The organism is Cylindrospermopsis raciborskii Cr2010 (assembly GCF_003367075.2).
In the GTDB taxonomy this organism is placed as follows: Bacteria; Cyanobacteriota; Cyanobacteriia; order Cyanobacteriales; family Nostocaceae; genus Raphidiopsis; species Raphidiopsis raciborskii.
Genome location: NZ_CP065936.1, coordinates 3,621,220 through 3,644,173 on the forward strand (window position 1 = coordinate 3,621,220; position 22,954 = coordinate 3,644,173).

The window sequence follows — 22,954 nt, forward strand, 5'->3', positions numbered from 1 at the left end:
GCATCACCTACAAGGATGTGATGGTTCCTGTTGTAGGTGAACTGGCACTGGCATATTCTTTGATTGGCATTCTACCTGCTAGGTATGCCATTCTTCCCGCTGTGGTGGCTAGGTTCATAGCATAGGCCATCGCTGGTGCATTTTGTGCTAGGGCGATCGCACTATTAATTAATAAGGCATCAGCTCCTAACTCCATAGCTTGTGCTGCTTCTGAAGGTGAGCCAATTCCCGCATCTACCACTACTGGTATTTTACTATTTTCTATGATAATCTGGATATTGGCACTGGTTTTTAATCCTTGTCCTGAACCTATGGGAGCTGCTAAGGGCATAACTGTGGCACATCCTACTTCCTCCAAGCGCTTTGCTAACATTGGATCGGCATTGATATAGGGTAAAACCGCAAAACCTTCTTTTACCAGTTGCTCTGCTGCTTCTAAGGTACCAATGGGGTCAGGTAACAGGTATTTAGGATCGGGTATGACCTCTAATTTAACAAAGTTATTATCTTCTTGTCCTAACAATTTAGCCATTTCCCTACCTAAGCGAGCTACTCGGATGGCCTCCTGGGCGGTTTGACATCCAGCTGTATTGGGTAACATCCAAATTTTACTCCAATCTAAGGACTCTGCTAAACCTTCATGTCCAGGAGCATTAGTTTGCACCCTGCGCACAGCTACGGTAACTATTTGACAACCACTAGCATTAATGCTTGCTTGCATTTCCCCCATACTGCGATATTTTCCTGTCCCGGTCATTAATCTGGAATGGAAGACCTTGTGACCAATCTTTAATTCTGAATCTATCTGCTTAAATTCTGGAAATTTTAAGTATGAATTATTAGCTTTGCTGTCAGTAAAATTAGCGGAATGAGTGAATGGTATGTTTGGCACGGATGAATGTTCAAAGCGGGAATAATGGAAATGGTTGAGCAGAGGATCGGGTTTTTGGGACACAATCAGGTCAGCTAGTAGTTTGGCTGTCACTGGTGCTAACAAAACCCCATTGCGATAATGACCAGTGGCCATGGTCAGGTTTTGACAGTAACTTTCACCCAAAATGGGCAATTCATCGGGTGTAGCTGGACGGAAACCCCACCACATCTCTTCTAGGGAATAATCTGCTAGGGACGGGTACAACCGGGTGCACTGGTTGAGTAAATTTTGAATCCCCGCTGGTGTGTTATTGGGTGTAAACCCCACCTCTTCCACGGTAGCACCCACAAGAATAGAACCGTCTTTTCGAGGCACAATATAAACATTTTCACCATATAGCACTCTTGTTAGAGGTATTTCTTGCACAATTCCCAGCACGCGCAACCGCAACATTTGTCCTTTACAGGGGCGCACTGGTAAAGGTAACAATTGATTTGACCAAGCACCAGCAGCTAGGATGTAGTGACCAGCGTGGAATAAACCCTTGTTGGTTTGAACCCCCATAATCTGGGAATGTTGCTGTAGAATTGCCTCAACAGTAACCCCATCCTGGAACTCAATCCCTAAAGACTCTGCTGCTGAACGTAAAACCTGAATTAGGGACTGATTATTCACCTGTCCGTTTTCAGGATACCACCAACCACCAATTATATCCGATCCTAAACCCCGTTGATATTGCTCAATTGTTGATTTATCCAACCAGTAACCTGGGGTGTAATTAGTTGGTTTTTGACTCACGGGAGCAACAACACCACAAGGCCAATAACCCGTACTCAACCCTGTTAACTCTTCCAACTTACTAACCCATTCTGGGTATAAATAAAGCGATCGCTTGCTCAGGGTCAACATAGCTTCATTGGCTATGTTTTCAGCATCAGGAGCCAACATACCTGCTGCTGCATGACCAGCTGCTTCAGTAAAATTACGACATAAAACCGTAACATTTTCACCCCTTAACTTCAACTCTACAGCACAGGCCAAGCCAATAACACCACCACCAATAATCAAAATATCCGTATTCATTACTCAGTATTTATCAGTATCTATTTAGCCATTATTAGCTATTAATGGTAGACTGGGGGCTTTAGCCCCCTAACCTAGATTACACCTTATATAATTACTTTACTACCACAAAGCACGAATAGGTCGTTTGTTTCGATTAATTCTAACAGATTCCGATCCATTATTTATATCAGAGCTAGATCCATCACTGTTGTTCAGGTCTTGGGTGGTACTAGAATCTCTGGGTGAACCGGTAGTAGAATTGCTTTGAGCTACCCTAGCACCTCTGGGAGTATTGGGAACGTCATCGGGGATATCCGTGTTATTGGCACTTTCCGAATTGTTTTGATTATTTCTATTAGCAGATTCCCCATCCTCTCCCGGAGCAGATGTGTTAACATTAATATTAGCTGGGAGAACGCCGGAAGCACGCCTTTCTGGGGGAACATTAGCAGACTGGTCTCCACCCATGGGAAAGTTAATCCCCAATAGGGTGCCCACTAGGATTGCCACGCCTCCAGCCATTAAAACTAATGGTGTCCATTTACCCATCTTGTTTATCTCCTTTATAAGTTTCCGGTGTGCAAGCTGGCTGAGAACCTTGACCGTGAAAATCCATGATGTGTCATTTTCAAACTACCTAAAATCCAGATTTGACAGGCTAAGAACAAATCATATCTCACTTTGGGGATAACAGGTAGGAGTTGATGGTCAATTTGACTCGCACCAAATTGTACAGTGATTAAAGAACATAGAAAATAGGTAGTAGTTTACCAGATCTTTGCTTTATGACTAAAGCTCTCTCCACGCCAATTCTCATCTATGACACTACTCTCCGAGACGGCAGTCAACGGGAAGGTTTGTCATTATCTATACAAGATAAATTATGTATTGCCCATAAACTGGATCAATTAGGTGTACCCTTTATAGAAGGTGGTTGGCCAGGCGCTAATCCCAAGGATATAGAGTTTTTTTGGCAAGTGGGGAAAAATCCTCTACAGCAAGCTCAACTAGTCCCCTTTTGCTCCACCCGTCGTCCTTTTTCCCAAGCTATTAATGAACCCATGCTAGAACCGATTTTAGCTGCGGGTACAACTTGGGTGACAATCTTTGGCAAATCTTGGGATCTACACGTTACAGAGGGCATTAAGACCTCTTTGGATGAGAATTTGTCCATGATTGGTGATACCATCGAGTATTTACGTTCCCAAGGTAAGCGGGTAATTTATGATGCCGAGCATTGGTTTGATGGATATAAGCAAAATCCAGATTATGCCTTACAGACCATCAAAACAGCTGCTCAGTGCGGTGCTGAGTGGTTAGTTTTATGTGATACTAATGGTGGAACTTTCCCCCAGGAGGTTTCCCAAGTTGTTACTATCGTTAGCAAGTCAATTTCTGACTGGTCATCAAATGCTCATATTGGTATCCATACTCACAATGATGGAGAAATGGCAGTTGCTAATGCTATTACAGCTGTAATGGCGGGAGCTACAATGGTTCAGGGGACGATAAATGGGTATGGTGAGCGTTGTGGCAATGCTAATCTCTGTTCTTTAATTCCCAACTTACAATTAAAATTAGGTTATAATTGTATTGGCGAAAATCTACTAAGTCAATTAACACCCACAAGTCGTTTTGTGAGTGAAGTGGTTAATTTAGCACCAGATGACCACGCGCCCTATGTAGGACGTTCAGCTTTTGCTCATAAAGGTGGCATTCATGTCTCAGCTGTGGAGCGTAATTCTCTCACCTATGAACATATCCAACCGGAGCAAGTGGGCAATCTCCGTCGAATCGTGATTTCTGAACAAGCTGGGGTGAGTAATGTTTTAGCCAAGGCGAAAACTTTGGGCATAGAATTAGATAAACATGACCCGAAAACCAAGGAAATTCTCAGACGCATTAAGGAACTAGAAAATGAAGGCTATCAATTTGAGGCTGCAGAAGCTAGTTTTGTCCTATTAATGTATGAAGTATTAGGACTCAAACAACAGTTCTTTGAAGTCCAAGGTTTTCGAGTACATTGTGATCTAGCTGAGGGAAAAAACATCACTAACTCCCTAGCGACAATTAAGGTAGGTGTGGGGGGAGAAAATATTTTAGAGGTAGCAGAAGGAAATGGTCCTGTTGCAGCTTTAGACGCAGCGTTGCGTAAAGCGCTGTTGAATTTTTACCCTCAAATTGGCGAGTTTGAACTAACAGACTACAAAGTCAGAATTCTCAATGGTAATGTGGGCACCTCTGCCAAAACCCGCGCCCTAGTTGAGTCTGGTAATGGTCAAGCACGTTGGACAACCGTAGGAGTATCCACTAATATTTTGGAAGCTTCCTATCAAGCAGTGGTAGCAGGTTTGGAATATGGTTTATTAATACATTTTCCCTCTCCTGTTCCCTACTGTAAAATTTAAGTCTCAAAGCTCTCCAGCTCGCGAAGGACTCGCAACCTGGAGAGATCGGATCTAATATTTCCCATGGGTGGGACGCACCACCCAATATTACACCCCGCGAATTTTCCTCCTACAGTTCTAATGAATGAGAAGTCAAAAAGATGATACAGTTGGTTGGAAAGTCATTATTTTTGGTAGCACAAGCATGTAACTTTCGCAAATAAACAACACTACTAGAAAACTTAACAACTAACTGACAGATTTAATATGTTAAACAAAGTACGTAATCTTTTTAGCAAGTTTTTTAATAATACTAGCACGCTTAATCGAGAACCATTAAATAAGGCCAGCTTGATAGTTATTATCATAATAGACGTTTTTATTCTAATTAATGTATTTACAGGATTGGATAGTATTGGTAGATGGCATCTTACTCCTGACGAAACTTATCCCTGTCATAATGAATGGAAGGGTTATCAAGAGCAAACCTCAGCAACTAAAGATTATGAAATAATTACTAATTCATTAGTAGAAAATAATCAGCCCAACTTTAACGCAAAATATAAACAGCAAGAACAAGGAAGATTAGGGAAAGTGTCAGAAATATGCCTGAACTATGGCCTATTAAAAGACAATTTAAATACCGTTCAAAATCGGCAATTTTTACAAAGTATTGGTCAGACCCAAAAAAAAATCAATAAGTTGGGGCAAGAAAATGCCGAAATTCGTAGACAATACGATTCCACCCTTCTGGAAAAAATGGTTCGTCAACCTGATAGCAAGTCCATCAACCAAGTAGAAGCTGATAAAGCTAGGCAAAAACTAGATAGTAATACGAGGCAAATTGCCCAATTTAAAGAGGAAAATAAAAAGAGAAAAAATCAGCTACTCAACCGACCAGCAAGTGGCAAATTTCTCTCGTTTTTGCAGGATAAAATTCAATTTTCTAACTTAGTTAATGGCTATAAAACAGCCTCATTTTGGTATCCCAGCATTCAAGTAACCCTGCAAGCTATATTCCTATTACCTTTAATTTTCATCGCTTCATTCATTTATGGTAGGTCACAACGCCAAGGGTATGGACTAGTATCTCTAATTAGCTGGCATTTACTAGTTATATTTGTGATTCCCCTAGTTATCAAAGTCTTGGAATTTCTGCAAGTTGGCGTAGTATTTAAATTCTTAGTAGATATTATTAGTAGCTTATTGGGGGGGTTACTATTCTTAGTTAGCTATGTTTATATTGTAGTGATTCCCCTAGTCGGGTTTGGGATTATTAAGTTGTTGCAAAGGAATGTAGTTTTTAATAGTAAAATTCAAGCTGGTAAAAGAGTACAGAACTCCCAGTGCATCAACTGTGGAAGAAACCTTAGGTCTCGTGAGGCCCATTGTCCCCATTGTGGTTATTACCAGTATGTGGAATGTCACCATTGCCATAACTTGACTTATAAGAAGTTACCCTATTGTTATCATTGTGGTACTGAGCAAATTTCTCTATGACTGAATCCCTATTGAATATTCAAAATCTCTGTGTAGCTTATCCTCAAGATTATGACCAAACTCCAATCTGGGCGGTTAATGATGTATCCTTTAGTCTAAAACCAGGAGAAAAGATTGGTTTGGTGGGTGAGTCTGGTTGTGGTAAATCTACTATTGGTCGGGCAATTATGCGATTATTGCCTGACCATAGTCGGGTTCAAGGTCAGGTAAATTTTCGTGAGAGTTCGGTGTTAAATTTAACTCCTGCTCAAATGCGACAGTTTCGAGGTGAAGCGGTGGCTTTGGTGTTTCAAGATCCTATGACCAGGTTAGACCCACTAATGACTATTAGTGAACACTGTTTGGAAACCTTGGCTGCACATTCACCACAACTGACTAAAAAACAAGCTAAGGAAAGAGTTTTGGCTACCTTAGAAAAAGTAAAAATTCCTGGAAGTCGTTGGAGTCAGTACCCCCATGAGTTTAGTGGAGGAATGCGTCAAAGAGTAGCTATTGCTTTAGCTTTGTTACTCAATCCCAAGTTAATTATTGCGGATGAACCAACAACTAGTTTAGACGTAACTGTTTCTGCCCAGATTTTACAAGAACTAACTAGACTGTGTGCAGAAGATAATATGGGCTTGTTGTTGATTTCCCATGATTTAGCAATGGTAGCAGAATACTGCGATCGCATTGGGGTGATGTACCAGGGTAAAATAGTGGAAATGGGTAAAACAGAGAGTGTATTTAAACAACCACAGCATGAATACACCCAATCTTTATTAAGAGCAGCTCTACACATTCAGCAAGAACCAGTAGGTGTGGGAGAAGAGGAGAAAAAAGAAAATCCCATCCTTAAAATCACAGAATTACAACAGTATTATAGTATAGAGCCGAATTTTCTAGAGCGATTATTTCAGAGTCAACAGCAAACAATCAAAGCAGTAGATGGCATTAACCTAGAATTATATCCAGGAGAGATATTAGGTCTGGTGGGAGAGTCAGGTTGTGGTAAAAGTACCCTATCTAGAACCATTTTACAATTGATTCCTCCCACGGGTGGAAAAGTGGAATTTTTAGGGCAAGAATTAACCAGATTATCCCGTGAAGAAGTTCGCAGTTTCCGCAGGGAAATTCAAATGATATTTCAAGATCCCCATGCTTGTTTAAATCCAGCTATGACCGTGGGAGAAAGTATAGCAGATCCCCTATTAATTCACAAAATAGCCCGTGGAAAACAGGCCGAAGAAGAGGTTGTATGGATGTTAGAAAAAGTGGGGTTAACTCCTTGGCAAACTTATTATCGCCGTTATCCAGCAGATTTATCGGGGGGACAACAACAACGGGTAGCCATAGCGCGAGCTTTGATTACCCGCCCTAAATTAGTGATCTGTGATGAACCTGTGAGTATGTTGGATGCTAGTGTCCAAACCCAGGTTTTGGATTTAATGTTACAATTAAAGGCGGAATTTGACCTAACTTACCTATTTATTACCCATGACTTATGGTTGGCTAGGTTTTTGTGCGATCGCATTGCTGTAATGAATAGTGGTAAAATAGTAGAGTTAGGAAAAACGAAGGAGATATTTTCCCATCCCCAGCATCCTTACACCCAAACTCTGTTGGGTGCTGCACCATTATTAGCTAGGGTTTAATTAAGTTACGGAGAAATCATGTCTAAAAATTCACTCTCCCATATTTTTAAAAACAGCTATTCTGCGGACAAATGGCAACAGAGAATAGAACAGGTAGCTCATCGATTCAATCAAGAATATCAAAATCAACCCTTTGAACTACCAGAGGAAATCAAACAAATGTCCATTTATCAAGAATGGAAAAGTGGGATCCTATCATCAAAAATTGCCACCCCGTTTTGGGAAATTGCCCAACCTCAAAAAAATCAACACTGTTTAGATATTGGTTGCGGAGTTAGTTTTTTAATATATCCTTGGCGAGATTGGCAAGCATATTTCCACGGACAGGAAATTAGCAATATAGCCAGGGATGCTTTAAATTCTCGGGGTTCCCAATTAAATTCTAAGCTGTTTAAGGGTGTGGAATTAGGAGCAGCTCATTGTTTGGAATATGATGCAGCACAGTTTGATTTAGTCATTGCTACAGGATTTAGTTATTACTTTCCTTTGGAATATTGGCAATTGGTACTGGAGGAGGTAAAACGGGTCTTAAAACCTGGTGGAAATTTTGTCTTTGACACTATCAATTCAGTTCAACCAGTAGCAGAAGATTGGGCAGTTTTGGAAACCTATTTAGGCACGGAGGTGTTTTTAGAAACTACCAGCGACTGGAAAAAAACTATTAAATCCCAAGGAGGTAAAATAGTGAAGGAACAATTAAATGTAGGGGAAATAATAGCCTTATATAAGGTGAGATTTTGAACCTAAACCTGAATCTACCCCTAACCGGGTGAGTGGAATTAAACATGAACGTAGGTTGGGTTGAGGAACGAAACCCCCCACGGGTTACCCTACCACTAACCCATCCTACAAATAATTGTGCCTCCCTACTTACTATCAAATAGTAGACCCTCTTCTACAAAATATGGGTTAAAAATAATTCCTAGGATAGATGGGTTAACTGGGTACTTAACATTCAATTATTTTGAATTATAAAGACATGATTGAACCGGGATTTTTGACCGGATTTGAACACATGTAAGTTGATGTTGTTAATCAGTACTGTTGACCGATTTATCAAAGGAGATTTTTAGGTGGAAGATATAAGTACAAAATCAGTATTAAATTCCGCTTCTATCCTCACCGTCGGGAGCGGTTGGTTCCCTACCACACCAGGGGGAATGGAAAGGTATATTTATGAACTAATTGATAAATTGGCTATTAACCAAGACCAGATTGAATTATGCGGAGTTGGTCTACCTGAACAAGAGGATATATCTATTGCCAATATTAGGTTACGTAATCTCGCATCTCCCCATAGCAAGATTTGGCAAAGATTATGGTCTATTCGCAGTAGCTTTCGACAAATTAACCTCAATCACTTTGATGCAGTTAACTTACACTTTGCATTGTATAGCTTTCCTATTTTAGATCTTTTACCCAAGAGATTGCCAATTACATTTAATTTCCATGGTCCATGGGCCGCTGAAAGTCAAGAGGAACTATTAAATAAACAACTGACTATTTGGATCAAGCAACACTTGGTGGAAAAAAATACCTATAACCAATGCGATCGCTTTATAGTTTTAAGTCGAGCTTTTGGGAACATTTTACATCAACAGTATGAGGTTCCCTGGGAAAAAATACATGTTATTCCTGGGGGAGTAGATGTGAAACATTTTAAAAATAATTTATCCCGTTTAGCAGCGAGAGAACAACTGGGTTGGCCAACTGAAAGACAGATATTATTTACCTCTCGTCGTCTAGTACATCGTATGGGAATTGATAAACTCTTGACAGCAATAGCAAAAATTAAGCCTGTAGTTCCAGATATTTGGTTAGCTATTGCTGGAAGGGGACATATACAAACTTCTCTGGAGAAACAAGTGGTGGAATTGGGATTGGAAAATCAAGTCAGATTTTTAGGATTTTTACCAGATCAACAGTTACCTATAGCCTACCAAGCAGCTGATTTGACTGTGATGCCAAGTCAATCTTTTGAAGGTTTTGGACTGGCAATTCTAGAGTCTTTGGCTTGTGGAACTCCTGTTTTATGTACTCCTGTGGGGGGAATGCCAGAAATTTTACAACCCTTTACACCTGAGTTAATTACTGATTCCATCGCGGTTGATAGTCTTGCTAATAAATTGCAGGAAGTAATGTTAGCAAAGATTGTTTTACCCTCTAGGGAAGAATGTAGAAATTATGCTGCTGAAAACTATGATTGGACTAATATTGCTCAAAGGGTGAGACAAGTAATTGTATTCCATAAATAAGATAATTATGAAGATTCTATTTTTAGACCAAAGTGGTAAACCAGGTGGTGCAGAGTTATGTCTATTAGATATTGCTAAACCTTTTGGTGATAGTTGTTTAGTGGGTTTATTTGCTGATGGTGATTTTAGAAAGCTATTAGAAAGCTATCAAATTCCTGTGGAGGTTTTAACAACTCAAAGTATTCCTATTAGAAAGAAAAGTAGTTTTTTATCTAGCTTGATTGGTATACAACACATTATCCCTCTTATTAATGCAGTTATTTGCCATGCTAAAAACTATGATTTAATCTATGCTAACACCCAAAAGGCTTTAGTTGTAGGAGCAATTGCTAGTTTTTTGACTCGTGTCCCCTTGGTTTACCATCTACATGATATTTTGTCTTTAGAACATTTTAGTCACATTAACTTACAAATCGCTGTTAATTTTGCCAATAGGTTTGCATCTTTAGTGATTGCTAACTCTCAATCTAGTAAGGACGCATTTATTCAAGCCGGCGGAATCTCTAAACTGGTAGAAGTTGTATATAATGGATTTGATACGAAAAACTATCAAGTGTCAGAATATCAAACCCAGCAAATACGAAACACTTTAGCAGTAGAGAATAAATTTGTCATTGGACATTTCAGTAGGTTATCTCCATGGAAGGGACAGCATATTCTGATAGAAGCATTAGCCCATGTTCCAGACAATATCATAGCTATTCTGGTGGGAGATGCTTTATTTGGGGAACATGAGTATGTTCGGGAATTACACCAAAAAGTTCATCACCTACAATTGGAACACCGAGTTAAATTTTTAGGCTTTCGTCAGGATATACCACAATTAATGTCAGCTTGTGATTTAATCACCCATACATCCATTGCACCTGAACCTTTTGGAAGAGTTATTGTGGAAGGTATGCTCTGTGGTAAAATAGTCATCGCAGCTAAATCTGGAGGAGCTGTAGAACTAATAGAAAATGGCACAAATGGTTTTTTAGTTACACCTAATCAACCTCATGAGTTGGCAAGTATAATTAAATATTGTTTTGACCAACAACAACAAATCCAAAATATTGCTAGTTATGCACAACAGCTTAGCCAACAAAAATTTGATCTGAATGTTATTAACCAAAAAATTCAGCAGTCGATTCTTACAAGGTTGATGTAATTTAACCAAAAGTTTGCCAGTTGGGGAAAATCTTGTTAAAGTACGTAAAGGTTTCTTAACCCCTTGTCCAGGGTGATCGGTCAAAAGGCGGAAGTTTAAAATCCCTCCCCAGACCAATAGCTCCAGACAAATAGGATTTTTTTATAGAGGATAACTTTTCATGACTGTAACTGCTCCCCGATTAAAGCACGAGGTTAAAGACCTTGCTCTAGCTCCCTTGGGAAGACAACGTATTGACTGGGCCGGTAGAGAAATGCCCGTACTCAAACAAATCCGCGATCGCTTTGAAAAAGAAAAGCCCTTTGCTGGTTTGAGATTGGTCGCCTGCGCCCACGTAACTACCGAAACAGCACATTTAGCGATTGCCCTCAAAGCAGGTGGCGCTGATGCGGTTCTAATTGCTAGTAATCCCCTATCAACTCAAGATGATGTAGCTGCTTGCTTAGTGAGTGATTATGGCATTCCAGTATTTGCCATCAAAGGGGAAGACGCTGAAACCTATAGTCGTCACGTACAAATTGCCTTAGACCACCGTCCAAATATTATTATTGATGATGGTAGTGATGTAGTTGCTACCTTAGTTCAAGAACGCCAACACCAAATAGCAGATCTCATTGGAACAACGGAAGAAACCACAACAGGTATTGTTCGGTTACGAGCAATGTTGAATGATGGTGTATTGACCTTTCCAGCAATGAACGTCAATGATGCTGATACCAAGCATTTCTTTGATAACCGCTATGGTACAGGTCAATCTACCTTAGATGGTATTATTCGTGCTACTAATATATTACTAGCAGGGAAGACCATTGTGGTAGCAGGTTATGGGTGGTGTGGTAAAGGAACCGCCCTGCGTGCCCGTGGTCTAGGTGCAAACGTTATTGTCACAGAAATTGACCCCATTAAAGCAATTGAAGCAGTAATGGATGGTTTTCGTGTGTTACCCATGTCCGAAGCAGCATCCCAAGGCGATCTGTTTATTACTGTAACGGGTAATAAACATGTGGTCAGAGGTGAACACTTCGACACCATGAAAGACGGGGCAATAGTGTGTAACTCTGGACACTTTGATATAGAATTAGATCTAAAATATCTAGCTTCCCAAGCCAAGGAAATCAAAGTAGTTAGACCCTTTACAGAACAATATGTACTCCAGAGTGGCAAATCAGTTATTGTACTAGGTGAAGGTCGTTTAGTTAACCTAGCTGCTGCGGAAGGACATCCCAGTGCAGTAATGGATATGAGTTTTGCCAACCAGGCCTTAGCGTGTGAATACCTAGTAAAAAACCAAGGTAAATTATCACCAGGTCTATATTCCATACCCAAAGAAGTAGATCAAGAAATTGCCCAGTTGAAATTGCAAGCCTTGGGTATTGCAATTGATACTTTAACAGTAGCTCAAATCGAGTATATAAATTCCTGGCAATCGGGGACGTGATAAATACTTAGTCAGGTAGGCGTTCTGGATCGCCCTCGCTATGGCTATAAGTTGACCAGGGGTAGATCATCTATCCCTGAAATGCTTCCAGGTTAAAATTTTACCTTTAGTAACCTATGCCTTGCCAACTTTGGCCCTATATTAGCCCTGGTATACCCGATGACCTATTTGAAAATTTACCGGGTATACCTTTTAGTCAAAGAGAATTGCGATTGTTGTTGATTTCCCAACTGCGTCTTAAACCGGATTCTGTATTGTGGGATGTGGGAGCTGGTACGGGGACAATTGCCATAGAAGTAGGTTTATTATGTCCCCAGGGACAGGTGATAGCTGTGGAAAGAGATGAGGAAGTCGCCAATTTAATCAAGCGTAATTGCGATCGCTTTCAAGTAAAAAATATTAGAGTGGTAGAGGGGACTGCTCCAGATTGCCTAAATAGTATACAAACGATTCCTGATCGTGTTTGTATAGAAGGGGGGAGAGCTATCAAAGAAACTTTACAAGCCATCTGGAATTATTTACCCCTATCTGGTCGTGTAGTTGCTACAGCTGCTAATCTAGAGAGTCTATATGCCATATCTCAAACCCTATCAGAGTTGACAGCTAGAAATATAGAAGTTATGCAGTCTGCTGTCAACCGATTGGAAACCAGAGGTTTTTCTCAAACCCTTGTGTCTACGGATCCTATTTTTATCCTTAGTGGTGAAAAACTTGATTGAATCCAAAGTCGAAAATCTCAAATATTATTTTTGCCATGCCTTGGTCCAGAATTATTAGTGGAATTATTGCTATTGTTCTTGCTGTATCTTGCACGTTGTTGGGAGGTTGGTATTTCACGATAGCTATTGGTATAATTGTGTTTTTTGGTCAACTGGAATATTTTAATTTAGTTCGTTCTAGAGGAATGAGGCCCGCTGCTAAAACTACCATCTCTGTCAGTTTAATTTTATTAGGCATTTGTAATTTCCAACCTAGTTTAGCGGATGCAATTATGCCCATAGCAGGAACTCTTATTTGTTTTTACCTACTTTTTCAACCGCAACTTGCTACAATTGCGGATATTTCTGCTTCTATTATGGGTTTGTTTTATGTTGGTTATTTACCCAGTTATTGGGTGAGACTGCGAAATATTCAGGATGGGTATGTTAACTTGGGTAATTACTTATATGACTACTTATTTAATACCCAACTTGCACAAATTAAACTAGACGATTTACCCCGGGGTTTCACCTTTACCATACTAACTTTTTTGTGTATTTGGGCTGCTGATATTGGTGCTTATATATTTGGTAAATATTTTGGCAGAACTCCTCTTTCCAGTATCAGTCCCAAAAAAACCGTGGAAGGGGCGATTTTTGGTATGGTGGGTAGTCTGGTCTTAGCTTTGTGGGGGTCATATTTTCTCAATTTGCCTTATTTCTTCCTGACTGGTCTAACATTGGGTTTATTAATTGGGATTGCCAGTTTGTTAGGAGATTTGACCGAATCTTTACTTAAAAGAGATGCAGGGGTAAAAGATTCTGGACAGTTGATCCCCGGGCATGGTGGAATATTAGACCGCACTGACAGTTATATTTTTACCGCTCCCCTGGTTTATTATTTTATCACCCTAATATTACCCCTAATTGATTAACACAAGTGTCAGTATGGTTTCATGGATTGACATTAATCTTTCCTCGACAGGAAATCTGTCCCGATTCCAGACTCAATTCCTCTAAATCTACATCTGAACCCAGATGTAAAAGTTCTTCAATATGATCAATCTCACCTTCTGCAGCTTGACATGGACTATAGATGTCTTTATACAGTGTTAATTTTATTTCTTGCCCACTCACCAGTTGTAATTTGACGCGAACCCCTAAAGACTCAGACTTTCCAGCACTTTGAGCCACACCTTGGAGTATAAAACCCTGGGTATGGAGTGCAATTTCATTCCAGAAAATAGACTGGTATTTTTTGCCAAGTTCTGGTATTGTTTTAAGTACCGTCTCTTTGATAGCATGAGAAAGTAGCGGAGAAGGGAGGGAACTATTTAGTTCCACCTCGTTGATAAGTAGTTCACCAAACACGGGCACTACTGACAACAGTCGTAATGGTTGGCCTCGGATCACAGAGCCAAGGTTAACATGTATTTCCTGAGCTGTAAGTTGAACACGGGTAATATGAATACCCTGGTAAACTGCCTTAGTCGCCAAAATGGAGACTTTGGGGATACGCCCAGAAAGCAACTGCTGATCGTCTGTATCAACCTTAATCTCTAGCTCGGAAACCTCACTTAACTGAGATCTTAACCAAAGCTTAATTGCTGCATTAAGAATCTTAGTTATTATTCGGGTCTTACTACTTTTTTCTCCCTGAAAGGTTCGTTTTGTCATCTCGACAACCTTATTTTCCACTGTACATACTTATCTTATCAATTAGGAGGCACACTAAATTTAAATTGTTCCATGGAAACAAGGGTACAAAAAATTATTTCTCAATGGGGTATAGCCTCCCGTCGCGAAGCTGAAGAGATGATTGGACAATCACGAGTGCGGATCAATGGAATTTTGGCGCGCTTGGGTCAAAAGGTCGATCCTAGAGTGGATATAATCTCCATTGATGGTAAACCCTTAATACAGGGTAATCGTCCAGCTTTAGTGTATTTACTATTAAACAAACCCACAGGAGTGGTTTCCACCTGTAATGATCCTCAAGGTAGAACAACAGTTTTAGATCTGTTACCGGCAAAATTACGCCAGGGTACTGGTATTCATCCTGTCGGAAGGTTAGACGCTGATTCTACTGGGGCATTAATCTTAACCAATGATGGAGATCTAACATTTGCTCTTACTCATCCTAGTCATGATATTCCCAAAACCTATCATGTTGTAGTGGAAGGACATCCGCCAACAAACGTTCTGAGGATGTGGAGTCAGGGAGTAATGTTAGACGGGAGGAAAACACGAACTGCCCAAGTTAAATTAATCGAACAGGGGGTCACCCAAAGTAAACTGGAGATTATTTTACAGGAGGGAAGAAACCGTCAGATTCGTCGTGTGGCTCAACAGTTGGGATATCCAGTTGTGCACCTTGATCGCAGAGCAATAGGGACAATCCAACTGCAAAATTCACAGGGTAAATTTATTGATACTGGTAAGTATCGTCATCTTATAACCAGCGAGATTATTTTATTACAGCATCTGATCCACCGGATACGAAATTGAGTTAACTTGTAATTGGAATCGGGTAGGGAGTGATTAAGGAACGGGGAGTATGTTGAAAATTACGAAATGGTTAAGGTTGCCTAAAAGGGCCGACAAACCAAAAAACCTCTCAATAGAAGAGCAACAGTTACAAAAACTTTTGGAGTTGGGGAGTCAGTTAGCAGCTTTACGTCAGGAAAAGGGGTTGTCTATAAATGAAGTGGTTTTGACTACGAGAATTCCCGGTCGTTTGCTCACTGCAATTGAGGCAGGAGACTTGTCAAGTCTCCCCGAACCTGTTTATATTCAGGGTTTAATCAGACAATTTGCTAATGCACTGAGTTTAAATGGAGTGGAGTTAGCCAGTAGTTTCCCCACGGGGTCACCAAAATTAGTTTTTAAACCTAGATATGGATATAGAAATCGGGTTTTCTTAGAATTGCGTCCTTTCCATCTTTATTTGCTTTACATATTTGTCATAGTTTGTTCGGTAACTGGTCTATCTCAATCCCTAACTCAAAATATAGAAGCTAAAGGAAACGACAATGAACCTCGCCTACAAGCTAGTACCGATATGTCTGATAAAAAATCCCCTACTAAAATGGTAACAGTGCGTCCAATGGTCACTTTGGTTAGTGACAGGACTGATGCCAAGAATAATCTTGTCCAGGTTCGTATTTTTGTCAATTCGCAGGCTTGGATCCGTGTTGTGTCCGATAGCAAAACGAAATTTGAAGGAGTTTTGACCAAGGGATCCCAAAGGGATTGGGAAGCTACTGGGGAACTCATAGTCAAAACAAATAATGCTGGAGGTGTGGTAATGAAGGTCAATCAGGAAGAACCTAAACAAATGGGAAAACCAGGGAGATCTGGTGAAATTAGAATTGCATCTAAAAACCTTCAATTTTGATGGTTATTGGGGGGTGCACACCTACCACCCTAATCAACTCTCACCCCCAGGAGCCAAATCAGGAAGTTTTGGGAGATCGACCACAAAGTTGAGTGATGGTCTTGAGACGATTGCTCAGTTCTTGACTTAGCACACTTTCTTCATAACGCCATTCCCAGTTACCTTCTGTTGTACCCGGGTAGTTCATTCTGGACTCCGTTCCCAACCCCAAAATATCCTGTAGGGGAATGATTGCCTGATTAGCAACGGATATCAAAGCTAGTCGGATCAAGTCCCAGTTAATTCCATCACTACTAACACCACCTAAGTATAATAACAGGTTTTGCTTTTCGTAGTCGTTGGCAGTGTTAAACCAGCCAACAGTCGTGTCATTATCATGGGTACCAGTATAGACCACAGCATTTCTGGGATAGTTAAAGGGTAGAAATGGATTGCCAGGATCGGAACCGAAGGCAAATTGTAATACCTTCATTCCAGGAAACTCAAATTCATCTCTTAGCGCCTCTACCTCTGGGGTGATAATTCCCAGATCTTCAGCTAGAATTGGCAATTTGCCAAGTCTTTGTTTAACTAGGGCAAAAAACTCTTTTCCAGGTGCTTTTATCCACTCCCCATTAATGGCAGTTTCTTCTCCTTGGGGAACAGCCCAATAGGCTTCAAAACCCCGAAAGTGGTCAATGCGGATTATATCCACATAATCTAGTATGGCTTCAAAACGTTGTACCCACCATGCAAAATCCTGCTTTTCTAATTCCTCCCAGTTGTACACCGGATTTCCCCACAATTGACCAGTGGCGCTAAAATAGTCTGGTGGCACCCCGGCCATTAGATCCACCGCTCCCGTCTTTGTATCTAAGGCAAAAAACTCGGGATTTGCCCACACGTCAGCACTATCATGAGCTACATAAATGGGTATATCCCCAATAATACCTATTCCCCGTTCGTTGGCGTACTCTTTGAGTTCTGACCACTGACGAAAAAACTCATATTGAATAAATTTGTAATAGAATATTTGTTCTGCTAAATCTTGCTCAATCTTGCTTATTGCTTCTGGCTCCCGCTTAGCTAGTTCTAATGGCCAATTGTACCAGCCTTCTCCCTCTTGAGCATCTTTGATAGACATAAACAAGGCATAATTGTTTAACCAATAACCTTTGCTCTGGCAAAATTGATCAAATGCCGTCCTTTGGTGACTATTAGCACTTCTTTGAAAATTATCGCATGCCCGCTGAAGCAAATTGATTTTTTGGGGGATCACTTGTGCAAAATCTACTTTATCAGCAGTAAATTGGGGTAAATCAGCAAAGTCAGCCTCACATAACAAACCCTCATTTACTAGCTTGTCTGGACTAATTAGTAAGTGATTCCCCGCCATGGCAGAATAGCACATGTAAGGAGAACTACCATAGCCCGTGGGACCTAGGGGTAAAACTTGCCAATACTGCTGATAGCTCTCTTTCAGAAAATCAATAAAACGATAGGCTTCCAACCCCAGGTCACCAATCCCGAAGCGACTGGGAAAACAACTGGGATGAAGTAAAATTCCACTGGATCTTGGAAAGGGCATAGTTTGGGGGAGAAAAACAGATGGCGGTTAACAGGAAACAATGCTACATTGAATTCGCACTCTAAATTCGATTGAACTTTCAAAACATCTTAATTCTTAACAATCAATAATCTGCTCTTTCCATATATTGACCTTCTACTAGAAAGGTACCCTGGCTAAAATGCACTACCCAATATCCCCCCGGTCGCAGGTCAATAACTGTACCTTCTTCCTGCATGCTAACTACATCCGGAGGACGTAACATGGGCATGGGATCAGCAGTTTTGATATAGGGGGGTAGGGTAACTAAACGAACTCTACTGCCAATAAAAAATTCTCTAGACATGGGAAATAAAAGGTAATTAGTCCTGCAGGATGGCAAAAGGCGATCGCCATGAACTATTCTAATATATAGTCGCTTTTAAATTATTTTCGTGACCAGAGAACGGGAACCCTTAATTAGTTTAGCACTTTACCACGCTTTCAAATGGTCGGTGGTTAGCCCCATGTTACACGCTTACTTTGGGGGCAAAATCTATGGGGTGGAAAATGTTCCCCAAACCGGTGGGTTGGTGATCGTCAGTAACCACGCCAGTTACTTTGACCCTCCCATAGTTTCTAATTGTGTATGTCGTCCTGTAGCATACATGGCCAAAGAGGAATTATTCAAAATTCCTGTTTTAGCCCAGGCTATTAAATTATATGGTGCCTATCCAGTGAGTCGCGGTACAGCAGATAGAGGAGCAATTAGATACGCTCTGGAATATTTAGAAAATGATTGGGCAGTGGGAGTATTTTTAGAAGGAACTAGAACCAGTGATGGGCGTATTCATGACCCTAAACGAGGCGCCGCACTACTAGCTGCTAAAGCCAAGGTTCCCCTATTACCGGTGAGTTTGTGGGGAAGTGAAAAAATCGTCCAACCGGGTACACCTATTCCCCGCAAGGTTCCCTTAACTATTAGAATTGGTAAATTGATTGCAACTCCTAGTTCCACAAGTAAGGAGGAATTGGAAGCAGTTACTCGTCAATGTGCGGAAGCTATAAATAGGTTACATGACTTGGGTAGGTAGGCAAATTATGTCAGATTTAAAAGAAAAGCTAACAGAGAACCTAGATGAAGCAGAATGGGAATGGTTAGTCCCCCATGCGCAAAGAGATGCTATCATTGTGGTAGCATCGGGATTAGACCTATTAGATGTGGGAGAGGCGATCGCCAGTGATAATACCCAGTCTGTTGGGGTGTGGATTGATGAACAATTAATTAGCAAGCCTTCTCCCATACAGTTAGGAGATTGGAATGGGAATCCCACTAAAAGATTTAATGCGTTAATTATAGAACCTTATGTTTTAATACAGGAGAAATGAGTTGATGGTTATCAATAACCCGCCATTAACACCATTAAATCAATTTGCTTTTTCTCATATTCCCGTTCTGGGCGAGGAATTAATTAGGGGTTTAACTATCCAAGCGGGTGGCAATTATTTGGATTTAACCGTGGGTGGTGGTGGACACTCTCGGTTAATATTACAAGCTGCTGACAACACTAAGGTGATGGCGGTTGACCAGGATTTAGACGCTCTGAAAGCAGCAAAAATCAATTTATCTGAGTTTGGAGATCGTGTTGATTTTCTACACACTAATTTTGCTAATTTTCCCTTCCCTCCCAATACTTATGATGGAATTTTGGCAGATTTGGGAGTTAGTTCCTATCATTTGGATAATCCAGTAAGGGGGTTTAGTTTTAGAAATACTGCTAATCTGGATATGCGCATGAATCAGCAACAATCTCTCACCGCTGCTGATATAGTTAATGGGTGGGATGAACAAGAACTGACCCATATTTTCTTTCACTACGGTGAAGAAAGACTTTCTCGAAAAATAGCTAGGCGCATCATCGAGAACCGCCCTTTTTCTACCACCACAGAACTAGCAGAATCCATCAGCTCCTGTGTTCCACCTAAATATCGCTATGGTAGAATCCACCCAGCAACCCGTGTGTTTCAAGCTCTACGTCTAGCAGTGAATGATGAGTTACAAGTCCTGGAAACTTTGCTTCACAAAGCACCACCCTCCCTAGTTCCTGGAGGAAAAATAGCTCTTATTAGTTTTCATAGCTTGGAGGATAGAATTGTCAAACACGGGTTACGGAACTCTGACCTATTAACGGTGATGACTAAGAAACCAATTACAGCCACAGAGTCCGAAATTCAACACAATCCCCGCTCCCGCTCAGCCAAGTTGAGAATAGCACAAAAAGTTGCTTTTTAGTTTTTAAAAACTAAAAACCCATGATTAGTTGACCACAACGCCGTTTTACCTAAGTTTATGACCTGGTTAAACCAGGTGGGAATGGCTGTTGCTTGTTTAAAGTTTCCGAGTACAAGCCCGGTTTACTGCCACAAGAACTAATTGGTTCCCTTTTCGTTAAAGACATAGATCAAAAAACTTGAGGGCAGTCACCAACGTCGTAGTTCAACCCCTATATTATAACCATTAACTATTATTTGTATAGGGGGGGAAGAAAAAAATTTTCCCCTATCTATCTGCACTATTCCTAGTATACCATATAGATTCCACTTCGTAGATAATTTTCTCTATCAACTCCCGATTTAGCTCTTCTATTAATATTGTGATATGTCCTAATTTACGTCCCAGACGGGATTCCCTTTTGCCATACCAGTGTAGATGAGAGTGGGGAATAGTTGCTAATTTTTCCCTAGTCTGGAAATACTCATTATGTGATTCTTCATACCCTAATAGGTTGACCATGACCGCAGCTGGAACGGTTAAACTTGTGTCCCCTAAATCCATTCCCACTACAGCTCTGAGCTGTTGCTCAAATTGGGATGTTTTACAAGCATCTAGGGAAAAATGCCCAGAGTTATGAGTCCTCGGTGCAATTTCGTTGATTAAAATCTTCCCCCCAGCAGTAATAAATAACTCAATCCCAAATACCCCCACTACTCCTAAACTGGTTAATATCTTGCGGGCGATCGCCACAATTTGGTCTTCCTGGTCAGGGGTAATATCCGCTGGGACAATGACCCTGCGACAAACCTGTTTTTCCTGTTGGGTTTCTACTACTGGGTAGGTCACAATCTCTCCCTTCACTGAACGAGCAGCAACAATTGCCAACTCTTTAGTAAAAGGAACAAATTCTTCAATGAGGAATTCAACAGGTTTCTTATCAACTTGATTGACTAAAGTAGAGAAACTAGCATGATTGTCTACAATAAAAGTGCCCTGACCATCATAACCATGTCTTCTAGATTTAACCACTAGGGGAAACCCCAAATATTCTATTTTTGATGCCAAATCTGGGCAATTTACCCAAGGGAAAAATTGCGGCACAGGTAAATTTAAATCTCTCAAATAGCATCTTTGATGGTATTTATCCAATAAAGGAGATAAAGCGCCTAAATGGGGACGAAAACACACACCTTGCTTCTCTAAATCAGACAAAGCATCTAAATCAACAAACTCATTTTCGAAGGTGATTAGATCCGATTTATTAGCTAATATACTCGTTGCTACCGCATCTCCAACCGATGCTAAAACCACATCCTGAGCAATAGCTACAGCTGGATCAGTTATAGCAGGAGTCTGTACTATCAATTCCAGACCTAGGGTTTTAGCTGGTTCCCCCATCATCAAAGCTAGTTGTCCACCACCAATTATACCTATGCGCTTCATCCACACCCCAAAGAATCACGAGTTTGAACATGGGTTCGAGAATTTATTCCCCTAGCACTCTTACACAAATCCCTTATTTGTCCCCTGTCTAAGATAGCTTCGCTGAAATCTGCTCCATCAATGTTGGTCTTCGCAAAGTTAGAACGCAGCAAAATTGCCTCTATAAAAATGGCATCACTTAAATCAGCATCTGTTAATTTTACCTGATCCAGCATAGCATTGGTTAAGTCCGCCCCATGTAAATTTGCTTGGGTCATCACAGAAGCACTGAAAACTGCTCCTCGCAAGTCAGCATTAGCAAAATTAGCCATCTCTAAATTAGCATTAGAGAATTCAGCAGCTTGTAAATTTTGTCCAGAAAAATTATGTCTTCCTAACTCAGCGTTGCTAAATGATAGGGGATGAGTCCAATCCACTGCTACTGCTGGCAATGTTATACACCAGAGGATGATTGTCAACGACAATAATAAACCTAGTTGCTTCATCTTTTTTCGCCCTAATAAACACCCAGTTCCCGCGAGCGTTCAGCCGCAGTTTTAACAGCTTCCATTAAAGCAGAACGAAAACCAGCCCTCTCTAATTCCCTCACCCCAGCAATGGTTGTTCCCCCTGGACTGGTTACCTGGTCTTTCAATTCTGCTGGATGTATATTAGTTTCTGCAATTAGTTTTGCTGTCCCCAACACCGTATGTAGAGCTAATTGTTTAGCCACTGCTCTAGGTAAACCGGATGCTACTCCTCCATCAGCCAATGCTTCTATCATTAATGCTACATAGGCAGGACCACTCCCAGATAAACCAGTCACAGCGTCCATGAGGCTTTCAGACACTTCTACCACCTCCCCCACAGCTTGAAAAATTCTTGTAGCTATGTGGTGATGAGTAGGTTGGATGTGCCCTCCACAACAAATAGCAGTCATCCCCGCACCCACCGTCGCTGGTGTATTTGGCATGGCACGAACTATAGACACTCCAGGAAAGGAGTTCTCCAATTGTTTTAAGGACACCCCAGCTAGAATAGAAATCATTAATGGAGAAGGTTCTATGGGCAACATATCAACCACTTCCTCAACCACAGCAGAAAGGATTTGAGGTTTGACAGCCAAAATCACTGCTTCTTTCACTTGAGACCACATCTGACCATTGTCATTGGTTACAGACACCCCATACCTTTGGTGCAAAAAACTCCTTCGAGCTTCCTGAGGTTCACTAACGATTACTTCTGATACTTGGTAAATTTCCCTGGCCAGGAGACGGGATAAAATGGCTTCTCCCATCACCCCGCCCCCAATTAAACCCAATTTAATAGTCATT

Annotated in this window: 22 protein-coding genes and 1 other RNA gene; 14 read left to right on the forward strand and 9 right to left on the reverse strand. The window is 40.8% G+C overall.

The genetic code is table 11. The features are described from left to right. Positions 1-7: 7 nt before the first annotated feature. Together thiO and C6N34_RS16340 are read right to left on the reverse strand one after the other, a co-directional pair. Positions 8-1,957, reverse strand: a complete 1,950-nt coding sequence (thiO, locus tag C6N34_RS16335) for a glycine oxidase ThiO (RefSeq protein ID WP_006276197.1) — start codon at positions 1,955-1,957, stop codon at positions 8-10. A gap of 102 nt (positions 1,958-2,059) precedes the next feature. Further along, complete coding sequence (locus C6N34_RS16340; protein WP_006276196.1) at positions 2,060-2,488, reverse strand: hypothetical protein; 429 nt, start codon at positions 2,486-2,488, stop codon at positions 2,060-2,062. A 236-nt stretch (positions 2,489-2,724) separates the two neighbouring features. Here C6N34_RS16340 and cimA point away from each other — a divergent pair, with 236 nt between their 5' ends. The 9 genes from cimA (at position 2,725) to C6N34_RS16385 (ending at position 13,936) form a co-directional block, all read left to right on the forward strand. Beyond that, positions 2,725-4,347 (forward strand): citramalate synthase, encoded by a 1,623-nt coding sequence (cimA, locus tag C6N34_RS16345; protein WP_057178947.1) that lies wholly within the window; start codon positions 2,725-2,727, stop codon positions 4,345-4,347. A gap of 246 nt (positions 4,348-4,593) precedes the next feature. Then, positions 4,594-5,826, forward strand: coding sequence for a hypothetical protein (locus C6N34_RS16350; RefSeq protein ID WP_115538626.1), 1,233 nt, complete (start codon positions 4,594-4,596; stop codon positions 5,824-5,826). After that, positions 5,823-7,460 (forward strand): dipeptide ABC transporter ATP-binding protein, encoded by a 1,638-nt coding sequence (locus C6N34_RS16355; protein WP_057178945.1) that lies wholly within the window; start codon positions 5,823-5,825, stop codon positions 7,458-7,460. The genes C6N34_RS16350 and C6N34_RS16355 overlap by 4 nt, the downstream gene beginning before the upstream one ends. Before the next feature lie 18 nt (positions 7,461-7,478). After that, on the forward strand, positions 7,479-8,201 hold the full coding sequence (locus C6N34_RS16360) for a class I SAM-dependent methyltransferase (protein ID WP_006279083.1): 723 nt from the start codon (positions 7,479-7,481) through the stop codon (positions 8,199-8,201). Positions 8,202-8,533: 332 nt separating this feature from the next. After that, positions 8,534-9,715 carry a glycosyltransferase family 4 protein gene (locus C6N34_RS16365; protein ID WP_006279084.1) on the forward strand — a complete coding sequence of 394 codons (1,182 nt, stop codon included), beginning with the start codon at positions 8,534-8,536 and terminating at the stop codon, positions 9,713-9,715. A gap of 7 nt (positions 9,716-9,722) precedes the next feature. Next, complete coding sequence (locus tag C6N34_RS16370; protein WP_115538624.1) at positions 9,723-10,865, forward strand: glycosyltransferase family 4 protein; 1,143 nt, start codon at positions 9,723-9,725, stop codon at positions 10,863-10,865. Between the two features lie 160 nt (positions 10,866-11,025). Beyond that, positions 11,026-12,303, forward strand: a complete 1,278-nt coding sequence (gene ahcY, locus C6N34_RS16375) for an adenosylhomocysteinase (protein WP_057178942.1) — start codon at positions 11,026-11,028, stop codon at positions 12,301-12,303. A 116-nt stretch (positions 12,304-12,419) separates the two neighbouring features. Next, on the forward strand, positions 12,420-13,022 hold the full coding sequence (gene cbiT / locus C6N34_RS16380) for a precorrin-6Y C5,15-methyltransferase subunit CbiT (protein WP_006279087.1): 603 nt from the start codon (positions 12,420-12,422) through the stop codon (positions 13,020-13,022). A gap of 35 nt (positions 13,023-13,057) precedes the next feature. Next, positions 13,058-13,936 carry a phosphatidate cytidylyltransferase gene (locus C6N34_RS16385; RefSeq protein ID WP_057178941.1) on the forward strand — a complete coding sequence of 293 codons (879 nt, stop codon included), beginning with the start codon at positions 13,058-13,060 and terminating at the stop codon, positions 13,934-13,936. A 19-nt stretch (positions 13,937-13,955) separates the two neighbouring features. Here C6N34_RS16385 and C6N34_RS16390 read toward each other — a convergent pair whose 3' ends face one another. Then, complete coding sequence (locus tag C6N34_RS16390; RefSeq protein ID WP_006279089.1) at positions 13,956-14,678, reverse strand: LmeA family phospholipid-binding protein; 723 nt, start codon at positions 14,676-14,678, stop codon at positions 13,956-13,958. Between the two features lie 72 nt (positions 14,679-14,750). On the opposite strand from C6N34_RS16390, the gene C6N34_RS16395 reads away from it, so the two are divergent. Both C6N34_RS16395 and C6N34_RS16400 read left to right on the forward strand, forming a co-directional pair. Next, entirely contained in the window at positions 14,751-15,509 is a 759-nt protein-coding gene (locus tag C6N34_RS16395; protein WP_115538623.1) for a pseudouridine synthase, read from the forward strand. 49 nt (positions 15,510-15,558) lie between these two features. Then, complete coding sequence (locus C6N34_RS16400) at positions 15,559-16,398, forward strand: helix-turn-helix domain-containing protein (protein ID WP_115538622.1); 840 nt, start codon at positions 15,559-15,561, stop codon at positions 16,396-16,398. A gap of 58 nt (positions 16,399-16,456) precedes the next feature. On the opposite strand, the gene malQ is transcribed toward C6N34_RS16400, so the two are convergent. Together malQ and sipA are read right to left on the reverse strand one after the other, a co-directional pair. Beyond that, a complete protein-coding gene (gene malQ / locus C6N34_RS16405; protein WP_115538621.1) occupies positions 16,457-17,965 on the reverse strand; it encodes a 4-alpha-glucanotransferase in 1,509 nt (502 codons plus the stop codon). 103 nt (positions 17,966-18,068) lie between these two features. Beyond that, positions 18,069-18,290, reverse strand: a complete 222-nt coding sequence (gene sipA / locus C6N34_RS16410; RefSeq protein ID WP_115538620.1) for a regulatory protein SipA — start codon at positions 18,288-18,290, stop codon at positions 18,069-18,071. Positions 18,291-18,378: 88 nt separating this feature from the next. Between sipA and C6N34_RS16415 the strand changes: the two genes are divergently transcribed. Genes C6N34_RS16415 through rsmH form a run of 3 tightly spaced genes read left to right on the forward strand, consistent with a single transcriptional unit; the run spans position 18,379 to position 20,216 of the window. Further along, entirely contained in the window at positions 18,379-19,017 is a 639-nt protein-coding gene (locus C6N34_RS16415) for a lysophospholipid acyltransferase family protein (protein ID WP_115538619.1), read from the forward strand. A gap of 7 nt (positions 19,018-19,024) precedes the next feature. Beyond that, complete coding sequence (locus C6N34_RS16420) at positions 19,025-19,312, forward strand: DUF2288 domain-containing protein (protein WP_006279095.1); 288 nt, start codon at positions 19,025-19,027, stop codon at positions 19,310-19,312. Positions 19,313-19,316: 4 nt separating this feature from the next. Further along, on the forward strand, positions 19,317-20,216 hold the full coding sequence (gene rsmH, locus C6N34_RS16425; RefSeq protein WP_115538618.1) for a 16S rRNA (cytosine(1402)-N(4))-methyltransferase RsmH: 900 nt from the start codon (positions 19,317-19,319) through the stop codon (positions 20,214-20,216). A gap of 25 nt (positions 20,217-20,241) precedes the next feature. Here rsmH and ssrS read toward each other — a convergent pair. The 4 genes from ssrS to proC form a co-directional block, all read right to left on the reverse strand. Then, positions 20,242-20,425, reverse strand: a non-coding RNA gene (gene ssrS / locus C6N34_RS16430) — 6S RNA. A 58-nt stretch (positions 20,426-20,483) separates the two neighbouring features. Beyond that, positions 20,484-21,641: a 5-(carboxyamino)imidazole ribonucleotide synthase gene (locus C6N34_RS16435; RefSeq protein WP_115538617.1), complete on the reverse strand. Its 1,158-nt coding sequence runs from the start codon at positions 21,639-21,641 to the stop codon at positions 20,484-20,486. Continuing rightward, positions 21,638-22,126, reverse strand: a complete 489-nt coding sequence (locus C6N34_RS16440) for a pentapeptide repeat-containing protein (RefSeq protein ID WP_057178933.1) — start codon at positions 22,124-22,126, stop codon at positions 21,638-21,640. Before C6N34_RS16440 ends, C6N34_RS16435 begins: the two co-directional genes overlap by 4 nt. An 11-nt stretch (positions 22,127-22,137) precedes the next feature. Further along, entirely contained in the window at positions 22,138-22,953 is an 816-nt protein-coding gene (gene proC, locus C6N34_RS16445) for a pyrroline-5-carboxylate reductase (RefSeq protein ID WP_057178932.1), read from the reverse strand. Between the last annotated feature and the right edge of the window lies 1 nt (position 22,954).